Source organism: Streptomyces sp. NPDC048420, assembly GCF_040651535.1.
Taxonomy (GTDB): Bacteria; Actinomycetota; Actinomycetes; order Streptomycetales; family Streptomycetaceae; genus Streptomyces.
Window position 1 is genome coordinate 122,758 of the sequence record NZ_JBEZKG010000022.1, and the last position, 22,194, is coordinate 144,951.

The window sequence follows — 22,194 nt, forward strand, 5'->3', positions numbered from 1 at the left end:
CGCGCCATGACCAGCGTCCTCATCGCCACCGGCCAGGCACTTCAGCGTGTCGGCCTCCGTATGCTCCTGGAGTCCCAGCCCGACCTGACCGTCGTCGGCGAGGCGTCGCACGGGTCGCAGGCGATCCGGCTGAGCGCCCTGTTGCGGCCGGACGTCGTCCTGCTGGACGGCCGCAGCGCCGAACCGGACACCGTCGAGACCGTCCGCCGTCTCGCCCAGGTCCCCGACGGGCCCGCCCCGCACGTCCTGCTCCTCACCACGGACACCGACACCTACCCCTACGGCGCCCTGCGCGCCGGAGCCGCCGGGCATCTGCCCGAGGGCGCCACCGCCGACGAACTGGTCGCGGCCGTCCGGGTCGTGGCCGCCGGTGACGTCGTCGTCTCCCCCGGACTGACCCGCGCCCTCATCGACGCGGTCCGCAACCAGCGTGCCCTGGAGAGCCACCCGCCGGGCAACCGGCTGGACACCCTCACCGGACGCGAGCGTGACGTCCTCACCGCGGTCGCCTCCGGCGACTCCAACTCCGAGATCGCCGACCGTCTCTCCATCGCTCCGACCACCGTGAAGTCCCACGTCAGCAGCATCCTCACGAAGATCGGCGCCCGCGGGCGGGTGCAGGCGGTGGTCTTCGCCTACGAGTCGGGGCTGGTCAGACCTACCCAGCACGTCCTGCACGCCTGATTTGGCCTCTGATACGTATCAGCCCCGTCCCGCCCGCCTGGAGACCCGCTGCCGCCGCTGTGGCCGTGGTGCCACTTCCTGTACCGGCCCGCCCAGGCCGAACTCGCCCCACCGCAGTTGCGCAACACCCGCTCCTGTGCACGATCCTGGGCAGGGCCGCACCGGTCCGGCCGGGCGCCGCCGGACGGCACCCGGCCACGCTCGACGACCGGAGCCTGCCGCGGGGCTCCTCCGGTTCAGCGCGCTGACGGCCAACGCCCATCGCATCCGCTACGGCGTCCCGTATCACCGGGACATCGAGGGCTACCCGGATCTCGTCGTGCACAGCCCGCTGCCCCCAGCCCGTGTCTACGACGGTTCGTTTCCCTCAGCGCTGTCAGGTTCCCGCCTACGCGACAGTCAGAGCAGGTCCAGGGCGTCGAAGGCGTAGCTGGGGCTGAGGTAGCCCCCACCGCCCGCCGAGCCGCTGGCGGCGTCGATCCGCAGTGTGTTGGTGCCGGTCCGCAACTGGGCGGCGGGGATGACGTACGTGTAGGTGTGGTTGTTGCCTCGGTAGCTGCCCACGGTCAGGGTGCGGGTGGAGGGCTCGGTGGCGGCAGCCGGGATGGTGGAGGTCCAGGTGTCGTTGACGGTGATCTGAGGGCGGCCGTTCGCCTTGGCCGTGGTGACGCCGATGCGCAGGGTGCGGTCGGCTGCCGCCTGCGCCGCGGTGAGGGTGAAGGAGACCAGCAGGCCCTGGTTGATCTCCTTGAACTGGTAGGCGGGCCAGGCCGAGGCCGTCGAGGTGCCGATGACGTAGGTGCCGGCGGTCCAGGCGGCGGCCCGGGAGTCGGAGGGGTGGGCGTGGGTGACGAGGGAGGCGTTCTTCAAGCCGGCCGGGGTGCCGTTCCAGTCGCCGATGCGCCAGATGGCGGTGTCGGCGGTGGGATCGCCGGTGATGGTGATGGTGTGCACGCTGGTGGCGGCGCCGGCGGTGACCGTGACGTCCTGGGTGTGCACGGCGAGTTCGCCCTTGTAGACGGTGAGGGTGTAGGTGCCGGGAAGGATGCCGCTGACCGCGTACTTGCCGGTGCTCGCGTCGGCCTTCCCCCAGTACTGCGCCACGGCGTTGGACACACCCACCACATAGGGGGATGAAGTGTCCCGTCCCGCCAGGCCGTTGCCGACGATCCGTCCGCGCCCGCTCGCGCCGGTCCAGCCGGTCAGGCCGAGGGCGTCCACCCAGGCGGTGTTGTCGCGGCCGGACACGGCGGTCGTCGGCGCGGACCCGTCGGTGAAGGCGAGGACGTACGGGCCGTGCAGACCGAAGCGCTCGGCCTCCGTCTGGCCTTCGGCGTAGTAGAGGTGCTCGTAGAGCCCGGCTCCTGACTCGTTTCCGTGGCGCAGGAGTTGACGGATGAAGGGCCCGCCGGAGTCCTTCTCCTTGTTGGAGCGTACGACCCAGATCGAGGCGGCGGAGGCACTGAAGCCGAAGTAGTCGTAGTCGATGGTCCGCAGGTCGGAGAAGTGCTTGGACCTGGTGGTGCCGTCGGCCTTCGCGAAAACGTCGGCGGACTCGATGACGGTGTCGGAGTTGGACCAGGTGTCCGGGTAGGTGGTCGGGAAGATGCCGGGCTTGAGGCGTGCGATGTAGCGACTGGCGGTGACGGAGGTGTCGGCCTTGTAGGTGAAGAGGTAGATGTTGTTCTCGCCGCTGCGCGCCGCGTAGTAGTGGATCAGGGTGCCATGGACGACCTTGATGAGGACGACTCCGGTGGCAGGGGTGGAGACCGTCACCGTCGAGGTGCCGAGGCCGCTCTCGATGTGGGAGTTCTTGCCGTCGTAGCCCTGGTACTCGGTGCCCTTGTAGACGAAGGACGAGAGGTCGCCGTTGCCGTGGTCGACCTTGAAGACCAGACCGGCTCCGGTGTCGACGACGTAGTGGGTCCCGTCGTCCGTGTAGCCGAAGCTCGCGGCCGAGGCGGTGACGGGAGTGGCGAGGGCCAGGGCGAGTCCGGCTGCCGAGGCGAGGACGGTACGGCGGGAGAGCGGGCTGTCGAACGACATGCGGTCAACTCCTGTGAGTGGAGGAGGGAGTTCGAGGGAGGGGCAGCCCGAGCTTGCCCTCCCGAAGGGCTCCGCACGAAGATCGACAATCGATGATCACAAAGCTGAAACAGCAGGTCACACCCAGTCCCAAGATGTGGGATCCGGGGCTGGATCCGCTTGATCATGAACGCTTCTTTTCACTTCTGTGGCATTTCCCGGTGGGAAGGGTTTGTTTCCGTACGCTTCCGTCCGTCCACAGAAAGGGATCTTCCGATGCGCTTGACCTGGGCCACCGTTGTGGTGAGCCTCGCCGCCGCGGTCGCCACCGCACTGCCCACCGATGCCGCCGCCGCGCCGAACCATCAAGGGCCTTACTGCCACAGCCAGTTGCTGGCCCGCGACGACTTCCGGCACGGCACCGGCCAGTGGTCGGCCGAGCTGGAGCAGGGCGGCAGCGTCACGGCGAAGCACGGCGTACTCGACGTCGACGTGCCCGCCGGGGCCTCTGTCTGGTTCAAGCGGCCCTTCTCGGGCCGCTACGAGATCGACTTCACGGCGACCCCCGTCTCGGCGGGCGGTGCCAACGACCGGGTCAGCGACCTGAACTCCTTCTGGAACGCCCGCGACCCGCGGTCCCCGCAGAACCTGTTCGCCACCACCCGCAGCGGAGCCCTCGCCGACTACGACGAGCTCACCACGTACTACGCGGGCCTCGGCGCGAACTCCAACACCACCACCCGCCTTCGCCGTTACGTCGGCACGGCGGGCTCCCGGCCGCTGATCTACGACTACACCTCGCCGCTGCTCACCGCGAACGAGCCCAACCGCATCCGGATCGTCTCCGACGGCAACCACATCCAGTACTGGGACAACGGCCGACTGGTCTTCGACTACATCGACGAAGACCCGTACACCAGCGGCTGGTTCGCCTTCCGCACCACCTGGAGTCACTTCCACATCACCGACTTCCGCGTCTGGCGGCTCCAGGGTGGTCAGGGTGCCTGAGATATCGCGCAGAGACGCTCTCAAGGCGGCAGCCGCGACAGTCGTGGCGACCCAGCTCTCCTGGGCACTCGCCGCCGACCCGGCCGCGGCGGCGCCGGCCCAAGCCCCCGCCGACCCCGTGAAGCTCACCTGGCTGGAGGGCGGCACCCCGGCCGAGGCCCCCGGCACCACCTTCGGCGTGGCCTGGCCCAAGGGCACGCTCCGCGCCGACCAGACCTTCGCCCTCACCGCCGGCAACGGCACCGCGGTCCCCGTCCAGTCCTGGCCCACCGCCTACTGGCCCGACGGCACCCTGAAATGGACCGCCCACGCGGTCGGCGCCACCGCCGAGCCCGCCGAGAACTACACCCTGAGTGCGGGCACGCCCACGAAGGCGGACACCGCGCTCACCGTGGACACCCGAGGCGGCACGATCGACGTCGACACCGGCGTGATCCAGGTCAGCATCGCCAAGGCGGGCGCACACGATCCCAACCGCAAGGTCCGCACCGACGGCTACACCCCCAGGGACCGCCACGCCCTGTCCATCGGCTTCGGCACCGACTGGAGCGGGCTCGGCTGGGCCTGGTGGACCGAGTGGGAGCGGCGCGGCCCCAAGTGGCGCACGGCGAAGAAGAAGCTGCTGGCCAGCGCCTCGACCATCGCCGCACAGCCCAACGGCTTCGTCCAGGGCAGTGGTCTGTACGACCTCGACACGGGCGCCTTCGCCATCCAGACCGCCCCGGTCGTCGCCGTCTCCCACCTCTCCGCCAGCTTCGGCCTGCCCGAACTGGCCGCCGAGCTGATCGGCGCCCTCGGTGAGAGCGACATCCCCGGGTTCCGGGCCGCCTGGCTGGACTACTGCCGCTACTACAACGCCTTCCCCGCCGAGCAGAAGGCCCGCTACGGCACGAGTTTCAAGGCAAGTCTGGTCCAGGGCCACTCCCGCCTGGACGCGTACGCGGCGAGCCTCACCGGCGAGGCCGCACTCGCCACCCGGGCCTGGACCAAGTTCAGCACGGGCGACGGCTACCCGGACGCGAGCACCCCCTGGGCGACCACGAAGATCAACGGCCCCGCCGTGCTCAATCCCGGGTCCGACGCCACCTGGATCAGCACCAACTCCACGGCGCTGTACGGTCTCGCGGCCATCCAGGACCTCGCTCTCGTCGGCGACGCGCTCGACTGAGGCGCCGGGCCGCACCGCGCCGGGCCCGCACCGGACCGGTGCGGGCCCGGCGCGGCGACCCAGGCTGCGCGTGCCTTCTCGGCGGGCGCGCGGTCTGGGAACAGTCGCCTTGCATGCATCTGACCAGCTCTCCAGGAGGAGCGCTCGGGGGCACGGACGGCGTGTGCACCGATCAGGCGGCCGTGTATCCGAGTTGGCGCCGCATGTAGGGCGTCATGAGGGTCTTCGCCTTGGCCAGGGTGGTGGTGCGGCCGCCGAGGACCGCGGTCTCGCCGCCCGGTACGGGCAGCATGGTCACCCCGTCGGCCGGACCGAAGGGCACGATCAGCGGGGTGCGGTGGATGGGGCGGTAGAAGCGCGGCTCCTTGCGGTGCCGGCCCGAACTGTTCAGGTGGGCGCGGATGTTCCAGGCCGCGAGGTCGGCCTGGGCGAGCGCGGCCGGGGTGATCTTGAGCTCGGAGGCGTCGTTGACGTCGCCGACCGCGAAGACGTCCAGCTGACCCTCGGCCCGCAGCGTGCGGTCGACCTTCACATGGCCCGCGGGGTTCAGCCAGTCGCCGTGTCCGCCCAGGCGCAGCCAGAGCGTGTTGGGGGTGGTGCCGGTGGCGAAGAAGGAGAGGTCGGCGGTGATGACGCCACCGCGAGTGTCGCGGTAGGTCCCGAACTCGTTGCCCGGGGACATGAAGGAGTCGAGCCGTACCTCCACGTCGTGGGCCTCCAGCCAGGCCTTCGCCTTGCGCCCGGCCCGTTCGCTGCCCGTGTTGCCGAGCAGCGCGGAACCGGAGTGCGCGAGCGTGACCCGGGCCTCCGGCCGGGCCAGCCGGATCTCGGCGCTGAGCTCGACTCCGGAGGGACCACCGCCGACGACGAGGATGTGCTCGGCGAAGGCGATCTTCTGCTGGTGCTCGCTGAAGGACTTCATCGCCTCCTCGGTGGTGCTCCCGGCGAACCGGGCCGGTGCCGGGTAGTCGGCGCCGGTCGCGATCACCACGACGTCGTACGGCAGCCTCGTCCCGTCGGCCAGCAGCACCCGGCGCTCGGCGGTGTCGATGGTGACCGCCTTGCCCACAACGACCCGGCCGTGGCGCAGCAGCCGGTCGTAGGGGATGAAGGGGGTCACGGTCCACTCCTTGCGCACCCCCGCCCGCAGCGAGGAGATGCGATGGAAGAAGACCTCCTTGCGGTCCACGAGCGTTACCCGTGCCGTCGCGTCCAGCCGTTTCGCCAGCCGAACGCCCGCATAGCCGCCGCCGATCACCACTACATCGCCGTCACTCACGCCGAGACTCCTGAAACCGTGGGGGGAGGGAGCGCCAGCGGACGAGCCGCTCCCCCGAGCACTCGGATGCCGGTGAGCGTAACCCTTGAAACCTCAAGTGTCAGTCGGGTCGTGTGTGTTTTTTGTGAAGCTGTCAGCGGCGGCGGTGTGTGATGTGCCCTCCGGTGACGGTGAGTTGGCCGGCGCGTCGGCGATGTCGAGGGCGGCGCGGGTGGTGCAGCCCTGCGGGTGCGGCGGCCGCTCCGCGCGGGGACCGTGCGGTGGCCAGGACGGGCCGGCGTCGTGATGGGCGATGGGCCGGTCGAGCCGAGTGCAGACGGTTGTCGCGCGTGGTGTTGCCGGTCGTGATGCTGGAGGCGTCGATGCGGACCTGGACGCGGCTCTGGGACATGTCCTGCGCGATCTGGATGCCGCCGTCGAACCGCTCGAAGCGGCCGTGGACGTGGGCCATGCCGACGCGCTTGGCGATGAAGCGGATCGCGGTGTGCGGCGGATCGAACAACCAGACGCGGGGCGAAGGGAGTTGGAGCGCCTGCGCCGGCTGGAGCCAGACCCGCTCGGCGGGGGTCATCCCGTTCGGCGCGACATCGACCGTCTCGCGGTGCGGCTGGAGTTCTTCGGCGGCGGCCAGCAGGCTGTAGCGGCCGGGCGGGAGTACGGCGACGAAGCAGCCGTAGGGGTCGGTCGTCCCCCGCGCCGCGACCCGGAGAGTGTCCAGGGCGGTGACGGTGACGTCCGCGCCCGCCATGGGCGAGCCCATGGGGTCGACGATCTCACGCGTCACGGCGCCGGCGCCGGGCGGCAGGGGGACGGAGAGGCCCGCCGCCTCGGCAAGGGCGGCTTGGACCGCCTGCGCCTGAGGAGTGCGAGGGCCATGGTGTTCACCTTTCTTCAGGGGATTGCTGGTGAGGCGCTCACGGTTGCCGTCCCTCGTGGGCGGCCCGCAGGAGCGCCCGCACGCCGTCCGCCGTCACAGGACGCGGGTTGGCGTACGGCTGCCCCGCCACCTGTACGGCCGCCTCCGCCACGTCGGCCTCCTTGAGACCGAGTTCGGCGAGGGAACGCGGTGCGCCGAGGCGTCCGGTCAGTTCCCACAGGGCATGTGACGGGTCGTCGGTGCCAAGTGCCCGCCTCAGTACCGTCAACGCCCCTGGGATCTCAGGGCCGTTGTAGGCGAGGGCGTACGGCAGGACGACGGTGTGGGTCTCGGCGTGCGGGAGCCCGTAGGTGCCGCCCAGCGCGTGGCACAGCTTGTGGTGCAGGCCCATGGTGGTGGAGCCGAGGCAGGACCCGCAGAGCCATGCCGCGTATAGCGCCTGTCCGCGTGCCTCCAGGTCCGCCGGGTCGGCGGCCAGTCGGGGCAGCGCCTCGGTCATCGCCCGCACACCCTCCTCCGCCATCAACGCGATCAGCGGCGAGGTGTCCGGGGCGTAGAGCGCCTCGACCGCGTGCGCGAGGGCGTTGATGCCGCTGGTCACGGTGAGCGGTACCGGCAGGGAGACGGTCAGTTCGGGGTCGTAGACGACACTGCGGGGCTGGACCTTCGGGTCCCGTCCGGTGCGCTTGACGCCGTTCTCCGTCAGGCCCCAGACGGGGGTCATCTCGGAGCCCGAGTAGGTCGACGGCACGGCGATCAGCGGCAGTCCGGTGCGCAGCGCGATGGCCTTGCCCAGGCCGATCGAGGAACCGCCGCCGACCGCGACGACCCCGTCGGCGCCGACTGCGCGTGCCGCCTCGACGGCCCGGTCGGCGTCCTCGACGGGGACATGCATACGGGCCTCGGCGTGCAGCCCGGCGCAGGAGGCGCCGAGCGCGTCGGCGACGGCCCGTGCGACCGTCTCACCCCGGCTGCCGCAGACCACCAACAGCCGTGACAAGCCTAGGTGTTCGGCCTCCCCGGGGGTCGCGGCAACTGCGGCACCGGGGCGGAAGACGACCCGACCGGGACGGCTCTCGTAGGTGAAGTCGTCCGAGAACGTCATGCGTCGGTCTCCAGTACGAGGTCGAAGCGGGCGTGCCGGAAGGGGTTCGGGATGCCGAACTCCGCGGCCAGGGAGGGGTCGTCGGTGGTGGCGAAGTCCTGGACCAGGCTCTGCTTCACGGCGAAGACGGCGTCGGAGTCGAGGTAGTCGCTGCCCGCGACGAAGATGTGGGTGGTGACCGGGGTGTGTCCTTCGGCGCCCGCGATGAAGTGGATGTGCGCGGGCCGGTAGGGGTGCCGGCCGGTCGCCCGGAGCAGGTCGCCCACCGGTCCGTCGGTGGGGATCGGGTAGGGCGCCGGGACGCAGGTGCGGAACCAGAAACGGCCCTCGGCGTCGGCGGTGAACAGTCCGCGTCCGTTGCCCGCGGGCTGCACGTCGGGCTGCTGGACGTCGTAGAAGCCCTGGTCGTCGGCCTGCCAGACATCGAGGACGGCACCCGGCAGCGGGGTGCCGTCCGCGGAGAGCACCCGGCCGCTGACCACGCAGGGCTCGGCGCCGCCCACGAGGTCGATGTCGTCGCCGAGTTCCCGGACGGGCGACTCGGTCATGTGGAAGGGGCCGAGCACGGTGGACTCGGTGGCGCCCTGCACGCGGTCGCCGTTGATCGTCTCGACGAGCATGGAGACGCCGAGGACGTCCGAGAGGAGGATGAACTCCTGCCGGGTGTCGGTGCACATCTGCCCGGTCGCCGTCAGGAAGGCGATCGCCTTCTCCCACTCCTCCTGGGTGAGCCGGGTCTCGCGCACGAAGTCGTGCAGATGGCCGATGAGCCCGGCGAGCAGCTCGCGCAGGCGTGGGTCGGTGGTCGCGTGGAGGCTGGCGACGGCCTCCTCGGTGACGCTGGTTCCGCTCGCGTCGCTGGTCATCCCGGCTCCTCCTGATCGACGGCGTTGCGCTTCTGCCATGGTCGCGCGTCTTCAGCCGTGACCGAGGATCCGCCGCAGCGCGTCCGTGAACAGCGCTTCGGCGTCCGGGGCCGCGGTCGCGTGCCGGAAGGCGACGAAGCCGTCGGGCCGTACGCGCAGGGTGCCCGCGTCGGAGATCTCGCTGCGGCGCGCCCAGTCGCCGTACGGATCCTCGTAGCGCTGTCCCGGGCCGACGACCACGGTGGCGATCTCGGTGTCCTGCGCCTCGGCGGCCCGGATCCGGCCCTCGCCGCCGCTGCCGGTGAGGTGAAGCGGCCCTTGCCGACCGTGTCCAGGGTGGACACCGTGCGGGTGCCCGAGGTGAGCCAGGCGTGCGGGATACGGGCGCCGGGGCGGGAGGTGGGCTGGTGGTGGACTTCGGGGTCGCGGGCGAAGGTCTCCTCGCCGGTGCCGTCGGGCACGACGGCGTCACCACGGCCCGTATCCACCAGCACCTGGACATCGGCCAGGGCGAGGTCGACTGGGACGCCTTCTTCGGCGCCCTGCGCGAGCTGGGCTTCGACGGCATGGCCACCGCGTGTGTCTTCGCCTGGGAGGAACAGACCCGCGAGTCCTCGGCGTTCATGCTGGACCGGATCACCAAGGAGCTCGGGAGTAGTCCCCTCCCGCCCACCTCTCAAGGCCCGGATCGGCGGGGCGCCGCGCCGGGCCGCAGGGGGCCTGCATAACGTAGGGGTAGATCACCATCTGCCCGGGAGCACGCATGGCCGGTAGCCGCCGTAAGAGATCCGGCGACAGCTTCGACGCCGTCGAGCCTCCGGGCGACGCCGAACTGGTCGCCGCGGTGGTGACGGTGACCGGTCTGGTGGAGTTCCTCGGTGCGCTGTCCGGGTCCGAGGTGTGGCTCCTCGGGCTCCTGGTGTTCCTGCCGGGTGCCGCCTCGGCGCTGGGCACGGTCCGGCAGACGACCTTCGTCGCCGTGTGGACGACCGTCGTCGTCACCGCCAGTGTGCTGCTGCGGGACCGTGACGCGGGGCACTGGCTCGACAGGCTTCTGCTGGTCCTGTTCACCATCGCCCTGGCCGCGACCTCCGTCTACGGATGCCATCGGCGGATCAGGCGCGAGCACGCGATGCTGCGCCTGCGCTCCACGGCAGCCGCCATGCAGCGGCACATCCTGCACCCGCTCCCCCTGCTCACCGACGACGTGCTGGTCAACGGCGTGTACGAGCCGCTGCAGGAGGAACGGCTCGTCGGCGGCGACATCTACGACGTCGTCGACTCGCCCTTCGGGACCCGGGTGCTGATCGGGGACGTGCAGGGCAAGGGGCTGGCCGCCGTGGGCGCAGCGTTCGCCGTCATCGGCGCCTTCCGGGAAGCGGCCCACCGCGAGCCCACTCTCACCGCGCTCGTCGACGCCCTGGACGCGGCGGTCGTACGGCACAACTCCTATGCCGCGCACACCGGCGACGACGAACGCTTCGTCACCGCCCTGATCGTCTGTGTCGGCGCGGAGACCGAGGTGCAGGCCGTCAACTGCGGACACGTCCTGCCGCATGTGCTGTACGAGGGGACGGTCACCAGCCCCGAACTGGAGCCCGGCGTCCCGCTGGGCCTGGCCGAGCTCACCGCCGAGCCCACCACGGTGGGCTGGTTCGAGTTCCCCGAGGGCGCGACGCTGCTGCTGAGCACGGACGGCCTGACGGAGACCCGGTCCGCGGACGGCACTTTCTACCCGGTCGACGAGCGGCTGTCGAAGTACGTCGGCCTCTCCCCCACCGAGCTGCCGCAGACCCTGCACGACGACGCCCGCACGTTCGCCGTCCGCGGCGCGCCGCACGACGACGTGGCCGTCCTCACGGTCCGCCGCTCCCAGCGCCACTGAGCGGGAGCCGGCAAGGGTCGCCGTAGCATCGGCTGCATGGACAAGCTTCCGCCGCTCACCGACGGCTCTCTGGACGAGGAGGCGGACGCCTTCCAGCAGTTGCGTCCGCGGCTGTTCGGGATCGCCTACCGCATCCTGGGCAGTGTGTCGGAGGCCGAGGACGTGGTGCAGGACGTGTGGCTGCGGTGGCAGGACACCGACCGGAGCGGGGTCCTGAACGCGGGGGCGTTCCTCGCGAAGATCACCACGCGGCTGGCGATCAACGTGGCGCAGTCGGCGCGGGTGCGGCGCGAGGCGTACATCGGGCCCTGGCTGCCGGAGCCGGTGGACACCAGTGTGGATCCGCAGGTCGGCGCGGAGCGCGGGGAGGCGCTGGAGCTGGCCGTGCTGCTGGTCCTGGAGAAGCTGAACCCCGTGGAGCGGGCGGCCTATGTGCTGCGGGAGGCGTTCGACTACCCGTACGACGAGATCGCGGGCATGCTCCAGCTGAGTCAGGCCAATGTGCGGCAGATCGTCAGCCGGGCCCGCAAGCGGCTGTCCGCCGAGCGCCGGGACCCCGTCGACACGGCGGAGCACCGGCGACTGCTCGACGCCTTCGTCGCGGCCGCGCAGCACGGTGACGTGGCCGCGCTGGAGAGCGTGCTGTCGGCCGATGTCGTGGCCTACGCGGACGGCAACGGCCTGCGGGGCGTGGCGCGCCTCGAGGTGGTGGGCGCCGGGCGCGTGGCCAGGATCAGCGCCTTCGTCAACAAGTTCATCCCGGGGGCCGAGTTCGCCCTGGCCGAGGCCAACGGTCTGCCCAGCCTGCTCATCCGCAAGGCCGGGGAGACCGTTGGCCTGGTCAGCGCCACCATGGGGGCGGACGGGATCGACGGCCTTTACTGGGTGCTGGCACCGGACAAGCTCCGGGCGTACGAGCGGTCGTCACACCGGGTCGTACCCCGGGAGGCGTAGGCGCTGGCGCGGGCGGGGATCAGGCCGGCGTGGCAGGGGCCGGCCCTCGGTCCGCCGCGGTGTGCCGTCGACCGTCGGCTCCCTCCGTCGAGACACCGTGACGGACACCGCGGGGGCCGGTCCACCGATCCGTCGCGGTGCCATCGCCTGCCGGCTTTCCCCGTCGGGGTACCGCGATCGACGCCAGAGGCGCGACGTCCTCCGTCACCTCCTCCCGGCGAGACGAGCAGCGCGAACAACCGGGCCAAGGCCGCCGAGCCCGGCCAGCCGCACCCCACCACCCCCCAGCTCGGCACCCCGCCACCCCCGCCCCGCAGGACGAGCAGCCCAGGTACCCGCGCACGGCCACCGAATCCGCCCCGCCACACCCCACCACCCACAGCGCGGCTCCCCGCTCCCGCAGCGCCGAGGACGGCGGCGTGCGGCACACCGGCGCCCTTCACCGGCCCCGTCGAAGTGTCCGCTCAGTCCTGCTTGAGCCATTCCTCGAAGCGCGTCGGTGCCGTCTCCACCGTGTCGTCGCCGGTGAGGACGCCGTCCGGGATGCCCGCGAACATGCCGGCGGTCTCGTCGGTGACGACGGTACGGCCGTCGGGCTTCGCCGCGAGGATGATCTCGGCGAGCCGGTCGAGGCGGTGGACCTCGGGGCCCGCCTTGAGGCGCAGACCGTTCACCGGCTCGCCCTGGGCCGTCTCGGCGACGACGGCGGCGACGTCCGCGGCGGCGATCGGGCGCAGCTGGGTGGAGGGCAGGTGCACCTCCGCGCCCCGTGTGGTCAGGTCCATCACCGGCGCGACGAACTCGAAGAACTGGCCGACCCGCACGATGGAGAAGGGCACTCCGCTCGCGCGCACGGCCTCCTCCTGGGCGACCTTGGCCAGGTAGTAGCCGAGCTCGGGCACCTGGTCCACGCCGATGATGGAGAGCGCCACGTGGTGGCCGACACCGGCCTCCTGCTCCGCCGCGGTGAGGTTCCGCATCGCGCGCGTGAAGAAGTCGATGGCGGCCTCCTTCTCGAAGGACGGGGAGTTCGCCACGTCCACGACCACGCCCGCGCCCTTGAGCACCTCCGCGAGGCCCTCGCCGGTGAGGGTGTCGACGCCGGTACTGGGCGCGGCCGCGACGGCCTCGTGGCCGCTGCCCTGGAGCAGGCTCACCACCTGGGAACCGATGCGCCCCGTACCTCCGATGACGACGATCTTCATCTCTGTCTCCCTTTCGTGTTCGGGTTCTGACAGCAGGACAGGACAGCGCCGGATTCTGTGACAGCGGGATGCCGGACGACATGCCGAGTTCGACAGAAAATGAGTCAGGGGTGAACAACTCCCCATGCGCCCCACGTTCTTGAGAGTGTCAGGACGTGAGGCGACCCAGAACCGTGAGGCCATCGTGTCGAACACCCCATCCACCACTCGCCGGGGATTCGGGACCCGCAACTGGCGCGTGGCGAGGAAACTCCAGGCCATCCTCCTCATCCCGGTGATCGTGGCTCTCGTCCTCGGCGGCATCCGCGTCAAACGCTCCGTGGACACCTGGCAGGACGCCCAGGACGCGGTCCGGGTGGCGGAACTGGTCCAGGCCGCGAACAAGTACGCGAGCGACGCCATCAACGAACGCGATGTGTCGGTGATCCCACTGGTCAAGGGCGACCGTACGTCGAGCGTGGTCACCAAGGCCCGGGCCATCACCGACGCCGACGCGAAGAAGTTCGACGAGGCGGTGGAGCGGATGCCGCAGACCCCCGGACTGCTGCGCCGGGTCGAGCTCGTCCGCATCGGCGAGAAGCAGCTCGCGTCGGTACGCGCCAGCGCCTTCACCTCCAAGCTGACCGGTGTGCAGACCGAGGAGAGCTACCACGCCGTCCAGCACCCGCTGATGGAGATCTCCAACGAGCTCGGCTTCGGCAGCAGCAACCAGGCCAGCTTCGGCCGCACCCTCTACGCCGTCTCCCTCACCCAGGCCGCCGAGTCCCTGATCCGGGCCATCGGCACCCACCTCCTGCTGGAGGACCGCGGCAAGCTCGCCGAGGGTGAACTCCAGTCCCAGATCGGCTCGTTCAGTTCCTACGTCTATCTCGAACAGGTCGCGCTCCAGGAGTACGCCGGGGCCGGCACCACCGGTGACATGGCCCGGCTGCGCAAGGCGCTGTCCGACGCGCAGAAGCGGGGCGAGGAACAGGCCGCCCAGGCGCAGACGCAGGCCGAGTCGGCCGGGAAGACCTTCGTGGCCCCGCCGAGCCTGGACAAGATGACCAGCGCCATCGCCTCCGGGGCCACAGCGGAGCAGCTCGCCGCGCAGGGCATCACGCCCGAGACGTTCTTCGCCGCCTCCACACTCAGCTTCGACGCGTACCGCAGCGTCGAGGTGTACCTCACCGACACCGCGCTGGCCAGTGCGCACAACATCGCCGACGACGCCCGTAACGACGCCATCATCAACGCCGCGCTGGTGCTCACCGCGGTGCTGGCCGCCTTCCTGCTCGCCGCCTGGGTGGCCCGGACGATGAGCACCAGCATGCGACGGCTGAGCGCCTCGGCCCACGAGATCGCCGGACAGCGGCTGCCGGCCCTGCTCACCCAGCTCACCAGGGCCATCCCGGGGCGGGTGGACGCGCAGGTGACACCGATCCCGATCACGACCACGGACGAGATCGGCGAGGTCGCCCGCGCCTTCGACCACGTCCACCGCGAGGCGGTCCGGCTCGCCGCCGAACAGGCCCTGCTGCGCGCCAACATCAACACCATCTTCAGCAACCTGGCCCGCCGCAACCAGTCGCTGATCGAGCGTCAGCTCGCCCTGATCACCGGCCTGGAGGGCAAGGAGGCCGACCCCGACCAGCTGGAGAACTTGTTCAAGCTCGACCATCTCGCCACCCGCGTGCGCCGCAACGGCGAGAACCTCCTCGTGCTCGGCGGGGAGACCCCGGCCCAGCAGTGGGACCAGCCGCTGCCCCTGGTCGACGTGATCCGCGCGGCGGCCTCGGAGGTGGAGCAGTACGAGCGCGTCGAGCTGTCGGGCGTCCCGGAGGCCGAGATCCACGGCCGTGCCGTGACCGACCTGGTGCACCTGCTCGCCGAACTCCTGGAGAACGCGACGACGTTCTCCTCGCCGCACTCCCATGTCCGGGTCACCGCGGCCCGGCTGCCCGACGGACGGATCATGATCGAGATCCACGACCGGGGCATCGGGCTGCCGCCCGGGGAACTGGCCGACATCAACCACCATCTGGCCGACCCGCCGACCGTGGACGTCGCGATCTCGCAGCGCATGGGCCTGTACGTGGTCGGCCGGCTGGCGGACCGGCACGGCGTCCGCGTCCAGCTGCGCCCCTCCGACGAGGGCCAGGGCATCACGGCGCTGGTGATGCTGCCCGACACGATCACCTACCGGGCGCCCGGAACGGAAGCAGACGCCGAGACCCTGGCGCTGGCCGCCTTCGCGGACCCCGGCTTCCCCCACGGAAGGGGCCGTGGCTACGAGACGTGGGGCGACCGGTAGACGCCGTACCCACAGCACCCGTACCGGAGCGACCCTGGACACCCATGTCACGGCACCGCGCGGCTCGGCATCAGGTCCCGCGCGCCCGTAGAGGTGTCCGCCGTCCTGCTGCCCCGCTCCTGACCGGCACCCCGCCCGGGACCCACCGAGCCGCCCTCACGCGATCAGGCACGATAGGTTCCGCCTCTAGGACATACGGAGGTGCCGTGGACGAGCAGGACGCACAGAGGGAGATCACGACCGCCAAGGAGGCGGCCGACGACGAGCTGGTCCTGGCGTTCGGGCGGTTGCAGGGCGCCGCGAACCGGCTGGAGTACATCCTCGGCCGGCGCATAGAGGAGGAGTGCGGGATCAGCCACCTGATGTACGAGGTGCTGCTGATCCTGGGCCGGGCGGGCGAGCCGGGGCTGTCGATGCGGGCGATCGGCCAGGAGCAGGTGCTCAGCACGGGCGGGGCGACCCGCCTGGTGGACCGGATGGAAGCGGCGGGACTGGTGCGGCGCGTCACAGACCCGGACGACCGGCGCGGACGTCTGGTGCGCCTGACACCACTGGGCGAGGAGACCGTCGTACGCGCGTCCCGGCTCCACGTGGAGAACATCAAGCAGTACTTCTTGGCCCCCCTGCCCGCCGCCCACTGGGAACGCTTCGCGGAGGACCTGCGCATTCTCAGCCACGCGGCCCGCGACTCCCTGCCCCTGCTGCCCTGAGGGGAGCGCCGCGTCGCGCGTCACACGAGTGGATCTGTCGGCGTTGAAATATCTGACGAGTCAGATATTGTTGGCCGGGTGAGAGTCCGCACCAGGCGGGCGCCGCGTCATCCGAGGTCCCCGATGAAGCTCGTCTACGTCTTCGACGCCTACTGCGGCTGGTCCCACGGTTTCTCCGCCACCCTGCGCGAGGTCGTCGCGCGGCACCCGGACGTGCCGGTCGAGGTGGTCTCGGGCGGTCTGTTCACCGGGTCGCGCCGGGTCCCGATCCGCGAGTTCGGCTACGTCCAGGGCGCGAACGCGCAGATCGCCGAGCTGACCGGCGCGGAGTTCGGCGCGGGCTACGAGCGGCTGATCGCCGACGGTTCGTTCGTGATGGACTCCGAGGCCGCCGCGCGCGGTGTCGCGGCGCTGCGCGAGGCCGCTCCCGAACGTGCCGCGGAGCTTGCCACCGCCGTGCAGGAGGCCTTCTACGTCGACGGCCTGAGCCTGTCCGACCCCGCGACCTACCGGAAGATCGCCGCGGACACCGGCCTGGACGCCGAGGCCGTGGCTGCCGCCTTCCAGTCCGCCGAGGCGCCCCATACGGCGGCGGACGACTTCCACCGTTCCGCCGGACTGGGCGTCACCGGCTTCCCCACCCTCCTGGCCGTGGACGGCGACCGCGCTGTCCCCCTGGCCCGCGGCCGCGCCAGCGCCGACGAGATCGCCCGGCGCATCGCCGCCCTGTCCTGACCACCGTCCCACCCCACCCCTGCAAGGAGCCCGCGCTCATGAGCACTCTGTCCTTCAAGGTCCTCGATCTGGACTTCCCGGCCGGATCCAAGAACAAGACCGCCACCCTCGTCACCGGCGAGCGTGAGGCGCTGCTGGTGGATGCCGCGTTCACCCGCGCCGACGGCCACCGCCTGGCCGCGGAGATCCTCGACTCCGGCAAGACGCTGACCACCGTGTTCGTCTCGCACGCCGACCCCGATTTCTACTTCGGCGCCGAAGTCGTCGCCGACGCCTTCCCCGACGCGGTGTTCGTCGCCACCCCGCTGGTCATCGAGCACATCCAGGACTCCTACGAGGGCAAGCTCAAGGCGTGGGCGGCGCTCGGGACCAACCTGCCCACCCGCCTGGTCGACATCCAGCCCCTGACCGGCGACCTCACCCTCGAAGGCCACACCTTCCAGCTCAAGGGAGGCCCGGACGCGCTGCCGGATCGCCACTACCTGTGGCAGGCCGAGTCCCGTAGCCTGCTGGGCGGGGTCCTGCTCTTCCAGCAGGAGCACGTCTGGGTCGCCGACACCCCCACCCCGGGCGACCGCGCCGCCTGGATCGGCCTGCTCGACGAAATGGCCGCTCTCCAGCCGGAGTTGGTCGTCCCCGGCCACCGCCTGCCGAACACGGCGGCCGACGCGACCGCCATCACCGCCACCCGCGACTACCTGGTGGTGTTCGAGGAAGAGCTGGGCAAGGCGGCCGACGGCGCCGCCCTGACCGGTGCCCTGGTCAAGCGCTACCCCGACAACGGCATGCTGATCGCCGCCCAGATCGGGGCGAAGGTCGCCAAGGGCGAGATGAAGTGGGGCTGACCATGAGCGAGTTCACCACCTCCACCGCGCCCGCCGACGTCGTACGGCGCCAGTACCTGGCCTCCGCGGCCGGCGACCTGGAAGCCCTGCGCGCCACCCTCGCCCCCGACGTGGAGTGGACCGAGATGGCCGGCTTCCCGCTGGCCGGCACCTACCGCACCCCCGACGGTGTCACCGCCAACGTCATGGAGCAGCTCGGCAAGGAGTGGGACGGCTGGATCGCCCACGACGACACCTATGTCGTCGACGGGGAGAACGTCGTCGTCCTGGCCCGCTACACCGCCACCAACAAGGCCACCGGCAAGCGGATCAACGTCCGTGTGGCCCACCACTTCGTCGTACGCGGCGGACTCATCGTCCGCTTCGAACAGTTCGTGGACACCGCCCTCGTCCGCGACGCCATGACCGACTGAACATCCGTCACCCCTGGCCGGCGGCGTTGTGCTGCCTCGCCAGTTCCCGGTACCACAGGGCGCTGTCCTTGAGGGTGCGGCGCTGGGTCTCGTAGTCGATGTGGACGATGCCGAAGCGCTTCGAGTAGCCGTATCCCCACTCGAAGTTGTCCATCAGCGACCACACGAAGTACCCGCGCAGATCGACACCGGCGGCCAGTGCCCGCTGGGCGGCGGTGAGGTGGCGACGGATGTAGTCGACCCGCTCGGGGTCGTGCACGGCGTGGGTGCCGTCGGGGCCGACGGTGACGTGGTCCTCGAAGGCCGCTCCGTTCTCGGTGATGACCAGCGGCTGGTCCGGGAAGCGGGCGTGCAGGTCCAGGAGGAGTTCTTCGAGTCCGTCGGGGTCGATGTTCCAGCCCATGGCCGTGTGCGGGCCCTCCTGCGCGACGAACTCGACCTGGGGCGAGCCGGGCCAGGCCGAGCCGCCCATGTCCTTGTGGCCGTCGTTGTTCTGCCGCGCCGTCGCCCCGTCCCACAGACGAACCCGGGTGGTGGCGTAGTAGTTGACGCCGAGCAGGTCCAGGGGCTGCTGGATCCGGGCGAGGTCGCCGTCCTGCACGAACGCCCAGTCCGTGACGGCCGCGGTGTCCTCGATGAGGTCCTGCGGGTAGTGGCCCCGCAGCAGGGGTTCCGTGAAGGCGCGGTTGGCCAGGGCGTCGATGCGGCGTACGGCCTCGTCGGCGCCGTCGCCCTCGCCGCGCAGCACGTGGAAGTTGAGGGTGATCGAGTACTGCGGGTCGTTGGTGGTGACCGCCCTGAGCTGCTCGACCGCCAGGCCATGGGCGAGGTTGAGGTGGTGGACCGCGGTCAGCGCCGCGGCGCCGTCGGTGCGGCCGGGGGCGTGGGCGCCGGAACCGTAACCGAGGTAGGCGGAGCACCACGGCTCGTTCAGCGTGGTCCAGATCGCGACCCGGTCGCCGAGGACTTCGCCGACGAGACGGGCGTAGTCGGCGAAGGCGTACGCGGTGGCGCGGTTCGTCCAGCCGCCCTCGTCCTCCAGCGCCTGGGGGAGGTCCCAGTGGTACAGGGTCGCGACCGGAGCGATGTCGCGCTGGAGCAGGCCGTCGACCAGGCGGCTGTAGAAGTCCAGGCCCTTCGGGTTGGCCAGGCCGCGGCCGGTGGGCTGGATGCGCGGCCAGGCGATGGAGAACCGGTAGGCCCGCAGCCCCAGGGACGCCATGAGGTCGAGATCCTCGTCGAGGCGGTGGTAGTGGTCGGCGGCCACGTCACCGGTGTCGCCGTTCCACGTCTTGCCCGGTGTGTGGGAGTAGGTGTCCCAGATCGAGGGACCGCGCCCGTCCTCGGTGGCGGCGCCCTCGATCTGGTAGGCGGCGGTCGCGGAGCCGAGGAGGAAGTGCGCGGGGAAGGACGGGGGCTGGGCTGTCGGCATGCGGGTTTCTTTCTGGAGATGCTGAAGAGCGGCGGCCGGGAACCACGGTGATGTTAACGTTAACAAGCTGTCAAGGCCCTCGCCCCGACGAATCCCGCTCCCACCCCGCCGCCTCGGAGTGCGCCCCGTGCCGACCTTCGCCAACCCCGTTCTCGCCGGCAGTCACCCGGACCCCTCGATCTGCCGGGTCGGGGAGGACTTCTACCTGGTCACGTCGTCGTTCGCGTACTACCCCGGCCTCCCGGTGTTCCACAGCCGCGACCTGGTGGACTGGACACCGCTCGGACACGTGGTCGACCGCCCCTCGCAGGTGTCGCTGACCGGCCTCGACGTCTCGGACGGCCTGTGGGCCGCGACGATCCGCCATCACGAGGGCACCTTCTACGTGGTGGTGGCCCTGGCGCGGGGCCGGCAGGGCAGCACCACGTACCTCTTCACGGCCTCCGAGCCCGCCGGCCCCTGGTCGGACCCCGTCGTCCTGGACGCCGAGGGCATCGACCCGTCGCTCTTCTTCGACGACGACGGCCGTTGCTGGTTCACCGCCTGCCGCGATGCCGCCGAACCCGAGGTGACGGGTCCCGGTGAGCTGTGGATGCGTGAACTCGACCTGGACAAGCTGGAGTTGACCGGCCGGACCCACGCGCTGTGGTACGGCGCGATGCGCGGCGCCTGGGTGGAGGCCCCGCATCTGTACCGGCGCGACGGCGTGTACTGGCTGATCGCCGCGGAGGGCGGCACCGAACACCATCACGCCGTGACCGCGGCCCGCGCGGACACCGTCACCGGCCCCTATGTCACCGACCCCCGAAGCCCGTTGCTCACCCACCGCCACCGCGGGGCGGCGGAACCGATCCACAACGTCGGTCACGTCGACCTCGTCGACACACCCGCCGGGGAGACCTGGGCCGTGGCCCTGGGGATACGGCCGACCCACGGCACGCACACGCTCGGCCGTGAGGTGTTCCTCGTCCCGGTCGAATGGACCGCCAGGGGCCCGGTGTTCGCGCCGGACACCGGACGGGTGAGGCTGTCGGAGCGGCTGCCCGCGGGGAGTGCCCCGGCGCCGTCGGCCCCGGACGGGCCGCTGCGGGACGACTTCGCCGGGCCCGCGCTGGGCCCGGAATGGAACAGCCTGCGCGGACCGGTCGACGACCTCGTGTCGCCCTCGACCGGGGGCGACGGCCTGACCATCCGGCTCTCCCCCGAGCCCCTCACCTCCACCGGGACCCCCGCGTTCGTCGCCCGCCGCCAGCAGCATCTGCGCATGTGCGCCGGCACGCGTATCCGCCTGACCTCCGCCGCGCCCGCGCAGGAGGCGGGACTGGTCGTCTTCCAGAACCACCACCGGCACGCCACCCTGGCCCTCGCCGTGGACGCCGAGGGAACCAGGCAGGTCGTCCTCACCGCGGTGGAGTCAGACATCGCCACCCGCCTCGCCGCCGTCCCGGCTCCCGGCGCCGAGGCCGTCCTCGCCGTGGACAGCGACGAGTCCGGCTACACCTTCCGCGTCGAGGACAGCACCGTGGGCAGCATCGAGCGGTCCTTCTTCAGCACGGAACGAGCCGGTGGGTTCGTCGGCGTCCACATCGGCCTGTACGGCACCGGTGGGCCCGACGCGGGTGAGGCGCGAGTGCGATGGTTCGAGTACGCCCCGACCCCCGAAGGCGATCAGCTGTAGAAGTTCTTCGCCCAGCGGTGCTCGGCCAGCAGTGACGACTCCCGTGCGCTGAGCGGCGGGGCGTCCGAGATCGCCGCGTTGCGTTCGACGTTCGTCAGGGACCGCATGCCCACGATGACCGTGGAGACGGCCTGACCGGCGAGAGCGAACCGCAGGGCGGTGGACGGGAGTTCGTCGGCACCGATGCCCAGGTCGGCCAGGATCGCGTCGACGCGCCGCTCGACCTGGGCGGGCCGGTCCTCCCTGAAGTACCAGTTGCGCCAGTCGCCCTCGGGGAAGGTGATGCCCTCGCGGATCGAGCCGGTGAGCGCTCCCTCGTCGAGGGCGACACGGGCGATCACGCCGACGCCGTACTCCTCGCAGGCCGGCAACAGGGCGTCGGACGGGGCTTGTTCGAAGATGTTGTAGATGACCTGGACCGTGTCCAGGACGCCGGTGCGCAGCACGGTGAGCACGTTCTCGGGCTGGTGGTCCTTGACGGAGATCCCGAAGAACCTGATCTTGCCCTCCCGCTTGAGGGCGTGGACGGTCTCCAGCCAGTCGCCCCGGCCGGTCCACTCGTCCTCCCAGGTGTGCAGCTGGAGGAGGTCGACGTGGTCACGGCCGAGTTCGCGCAGGCTGGTCTCCAGGCTCTCGCGAAGGTGCGAGCCGGGGAACACCTCCATGGGGTCGAGCCCGCTGTTCTCCAGGGACACGTGCACCTTGGGGCCGACCTTCGTGGCCACGTGCACCCCGTCGCCGCCGCCCGGGAGCTCCTTGAGGGCACGGCCGACGACGCCCTCACTGCGTCCGTAGGCCCGGGCGGTGTCGATGAAGGTGACGCCCAGGTCGAGGGCGCGATGCAGGGCGCGTACGCCGGAGTCGTCGTCGGCGCCGACCCAGGCCCCCTGGCCCAGTCCCCAGGCTCCGTAGCCGATCTCCGACACGCTCAGGCCGGTGCGGCCGAGTTGGCGATAGCGCATGTGCTGTCCGTACTCCCGGTGACGCCCCTGGTCAGGGGCTACTTGATTGTCCCGCCAGACGATACGGACG

At 71.0% G+C, this 22,194-nt stretch carries 17 protein-coding genes and 5 pseudogenes; 13 read left to right on the top strand and 9 right to left on the bottom strand.

The genetic code is table 11. The annotated features are described in order from the left end of the window. Positions 1-6: 6 nt before the first annotated feature. Positions 7-684 carry a response regulator transcription factor gene (locus AB0D34_RS35150; RefSeq protein WP_362669171.1) on the top strand — a complete coding sequence of 226 codons (678 nt, stop codon included), beginning with the start codon at positions 7-9 and terminating at the stop codon, positions 682-684. Between the two features lie 399 nt (positions 685-1,083). Here the strand turns inward: AB0D34_RS35150 and AB0D34_RS35155 are convergent, their stop codons facing one another. Continuing rightward, positions 1,084-2,730 carry a rhamnogalacturonan lyase B N-terminal domain-containing protein gene (locus AB0D34_RS35155; RefSeq protein ID WP_362669174.1) on the bottom strand — a complete coding sequence of 549 codons (1,647 nt, stop codon included), beginning with the start codon at positions 2,728-2,730 and terminating at the stop codon, positions 1,084-1,086. A 255-nt stretch (positions 2,731-2,985) separates the two neighbouring features. Here AB0D34_RS35155 and AB0D34_RS35160 point away from each other — a divergent pair, with 255 nt between their 5' ends. The 3 genes and pseudogenes from AB0D34_RS35160 to AB0D34_RS35170 form a co-directional block, all read left to right on the top strand. After that, complete coding sequence (locus AB0D34_RS35160; protein WP_362669177.1) at positions 2,986-3,717, top strand: DUF6250 domain-containing protein; 732 nt, start codon at positions 2,986-2,988, stop codon at positions 3,715-3,717. A 118-nt stretch (positions 3,718-3,835) separates the two neighbouring features. Then, positions 3,836-4,063: pseudogene (locus AB0D34_RS35165) on the top strand (hypothetical protein); the annotation flags it as partial. Positions 4,064-4,102: 39 nt separating this feature from the next. Beyond that, positions 4,103-4,885, top strand: a pseudogene (locus tag AB0D34_RS35170) (Tat pathway signal sequence domain protein); the annotation flags it as partial. 172 nt (positions 4,886-5,057) lie between these two features. Here AB0D34_RS35170 and AB0D34_RS35175 read toward each other — a convergent pair. The 5 genes and pseudogenes from AB0D34_RS35175 to AB0D34_RS35195 all read right to left on the bottom strand — a co-directional run. Continuing rightward, a complete protein-coding gene (locus tag AB0D34_RS35175) occupies positions 5,058-6,164 on the bottom strand; it encodes an FAD-dependent oxidoreductase (protein ID WP_362669179.1) in 1,107 nt (368 codons plus the stop codon). Positions 6,165-6,483: 319 nt separating this feature from the next. Continuing rightward, positions 6,484-7,040 (bottom strand): annotated as a pseudogene (locus AB0D34_RS35180) (YceI family protein); the annotation flags it as partial. A 38-nt stretch (positions 7,041-7,078) separates the two neighbouring features. Then, complete coding sequence (locus AB0D34_RS35185; protein ID WP_362669181.1) at positions 7,079-8,146, bottom strand: maleylacetate reductase; 1,068 nt, start codon at positions 8,144-8,146, stop codon at positions 7,079-7,081. Next, on the bottom strand, positions 8,143-9,012 hold the full coding sequence (locus tag AB0D34_RS35190; protein WP_362669183.1) for an intradiol ring-cleavage dioxygenase: 870 nt from the start codon (positions 9,010-9,012) through the stop codon (positions 8,143-8,145). Before AB0D34_RS35190 ends, AB0D34_RS35185 begins: the two co-directional genes overlap by 4 nt. A 51-nt stretch (positions 9,013-9,063) precedes the next feature. Continuing rightward, a pseudogene (locus AB0D34_RS35195) lies at positions 9,064-9,479 on the bottom strand (2,4-dichlorophenol 6-monooxygenase); the annotation flags it as partial. A 3-nt stretch (positions 9,480-9,482) separates the two neighbouring features. Here AB0D34_RS35195 and AB0D34_RS35200 point away from each other — a divergent pair. From AB0D34_RS35200 to AB0D34_RS35210, 3 genes and pseudogenes are all read left to right on the top strand, one after another. Beyond that, a pseudogene (locus tag AB0D34_RS35200) lies at positions 9,483-9,740 on the top strand (TIM barrel protein); the annotation flags it as partial. Between the two features lie 35 nt (positions 9,741-9,775). Next, positions 9,776-10,897, top strand: a complete 1,122-nt coding sequence (locus AB0D34_RS35205; RefSeq protein WP_362669185.1) for a PP2C family protein-serine/threonine phosphatase — start codon at positions 9,776-9,778, stop codon at positions 10,895-10,897. A 36-nt stretch (positions 10,898-10,933) separates the two neighbouring features. Continuing rightward, positions 10,934-11,851: an RNA polymerase sigma-70 factor gene (locus tag AB0D34_RS35210; protein WP_362669187.1), complete on the top strand. Its 918-nt coding sequence runs from the start codon at positions 10,934-10,936 to the stop codon at positions 11,849-11,851. Positions 11,852-12,315: 464 nt separating this feature from the next. Here the strand turns inward: AB0D34_RS35210 and AB0D34_RS35215 are convergent, their stop codons facing one another. Beyond that, positions 12,316-13,056 (bottom strand): NAD(P)H-binding protein, encoded by a 741-nt coding sequence (locus AB0D34_RS35215; protein WP_362669190.1) that lies wholly within the window; start codon positions 13,054-13,056, stop codon positions 12,316-12,318. 184 nt (positions 13,057-13,240) lie between these two features. Here AB0D34_RS35215 and AB0D34_RS35220 point away from each other — a divergent pair, with 184 nt between their 5' ends. The 5 genes from AB0D34_RS35220 (at position 13,241) to AB0D34_RS35240 (ending at position 18,052) form a co-directional block, all read left to right on the top strand. Continuing rightward, a complete protein-coding gene (locus AB0D34_RS35220) occupies positions 13,241-15,349 on the top strand; it encodes a nitrate- and nitrite sensing domain-containing protein (protein WP_362669247.1) in 2,109 nt (702 codons plus the stop codon). Between the two features lie 206 nt (positions 15,350-15,555). Then, positions 15,556-16,059, top strand: coding sequence for a MarR family transcriptional regulator (locus AB0D34_RS35225; RefSeq protein WP_362669193.1), 504 nt, complete (start codon positions 15,556-15,558; stop codon positions 16,057-16,059). Between the two features lie 123 nt (positions 16,060-16,182). Further along, a complete protein-coding gene (locus AB0D34_RS35230) occupies positions 16,183-16,794 on the top strand; it encodes a DsbA family protein (protein ID WP_362669195.1) in 612 nt (203 codons plus the stop codon). Positions 16,795-16,832: 38 nt separating this feature from the next. Further along, the gene (locus tag AB0D34_RS35235; RefSeq protein WP_362669197.1) at positions 16,833-17,639 is read left to right on the top strand and encodes an MBL fold metallo-hydrolase; all 807 of its coding nucleotides are present in this window, start codon (positions 16,833-16,835) and stop codon (positions 17,637-17,639) included. 2 nt (positions 17,640-17,641) lie between these two features. Next, a complete protein-coding gene (locus AB0D34_RS35240) occupies positions 17,642-18,052 on the top strand; it encodes a nuclear transport factor 2 family protein (RefSeq protein WP_362669200.1) in 411 nt (136 codons plus the stop codon). A gap of 7 nt (positions 18,053-18,059) precedes the next feature. Here AB0D34_RS35240 and AB0D34_RS35245 read toward each other — a convergent pair whose 3' ends face one another. Further along, the gene (locus tag AB0D34_RS35245; protein ID WP_362669203.1) at positions 18,060-19,484 is read right to left on the bottom strand and encodes a GH1 family beta-glucosidase; all 1,425 of its coding nucleotides are present in this window, start codon (positions 19,482-19,484) and stop codon (positions 18,060-18,062) included. Positions 19,485-19,611: 127 nt separating this feature from the next. Here AB0D34_RS35245 and AB0D34_RS35250 point away from each other — a divergent pair, with 127 nt between their 5' ends. Further along, the gene (locus AB0D34_RS35250) at positions 19,612-21,162 is read left to right on the top strand and encodes a glycoside hydrolase family 43 protein (protein ID WP_362669205.1); all 1,551 of its coding nucleotides are present in this window, start codon (positions 19,612-19,614) and stop codon (positions 21,160-21,162) included. Here AB0D34_RS35250 and AB0D34_RS35255 read toward each other — a convergent pair. Then, positions 21,153-22,124, bottom strand: coding sequence for an aldo/keto reductase (locus AB0D34_RS35255; RefSeq protein WP_362669207.1), 972 nt, complete (start codon positions 22,122-22,124; stop codon positions 21,153-21,155). The genes AB0D34_RS35250 and AB0D34_RS35255 overlap by 10 nt on opposite strands. Positions 22,125-22,194 lie beyond the last annotated feature (70 nt).

Bases quoted from the DNA above. Each gene is read 5' to 3' on its own strand.
- AB0D34_RS35150 (WP_362669171.1), top strand. From the start codon at position 7: ATGACCAGCGTCCTCATCGCCACCGGCCAGGCACTTCAGCGTGTCGGC.
- AB0D34_RS35155 (WP_362669174.1), bottom strand. From the start codon at position 2,730: ATGTCGTTCGACAGCCCGCTCTCCCGCCGTACCGTCCTCGCCTCGGCA.
- AB0D34_RS35160 (WP_362669177.1), top strand. From the start codon at position 2,986: ATGCGCTTGACCTGGGCCACCGTTGTGGTGAGCCTCGCCGCCGCGGTC.
- AB0D34_RS35185 (WP_362669181.1), bottom strand. From the start codon at position 8,146: ATGACGTTCTCGGACGACTTCACCTACGAGAGCCGTCCCGGTCGGGTC.
- AB0D34_RS35190 (WP_362669183.1), bottom strand. From the start codon at position 9,012: ATGACCAGCGACGCGAGCGGAACCAGCGTCACCGAGGAGGCCGTCGCC.
- AB0D34_RS35205 (WP_362669185.1), top strand. From the start codon at position 9,776: ATGGCCGGTAGCCGCCGTAAGAGATCCGGCGACAGCTTCGACGCCGTC.
- AB0D34_RS35210 (WP_362669187.1), top strand. From the start codon at position 10,934: ATGGACAAGCTTCCGCCGCTCACCGACGGCTCTCTGGACGAGGAGGCG.
- AB0D34_RS35215 (WP_362669190.1), bottom strand. From the start codon at position 13,056: ATGAAGATCGTCGTCATCGGAGGTACGGGGCGCATCGGTTCCCAGGTG.
- AB0D34_RS35230 (WP_362669195.1), top strand. From the start codon at position 16,183: ATGAAGCTCGTCTACGTCTTCGACGCCTACTGCGGCTGGTCCCACGGT.
- AB0D34_RS35235 (WP_362669197.1), top strand. From the start codon at position 16,833: ATGAGCACTCTGTCCTTCAAGGTCCTCGATCTGGACTTCCCGGCCGGA.
- AB0D34_RS35240 (WP_362669200.1), top strand. From the start codon at position 17,642: ATGAGCGAGTTCACCACCTCCACCGCGCCCGCCGACGTCGTACGGCGC.
- AB0D34_RS35245 (WP_362669203.1), bottom strand. From the start codon at position 19,484: ATGCCGACAGCCCAGCCCCCGTCCTTCCCCGCGCACTTCCTCCTCGGC.
- AB0D34_RS35255 (WP_362669207.1), bottom strand. From the start codon at position 22,124: ATGCGCTATCGCCAACTCGGCCGCACCGGCCTGAGCGTGTCGGAGATC.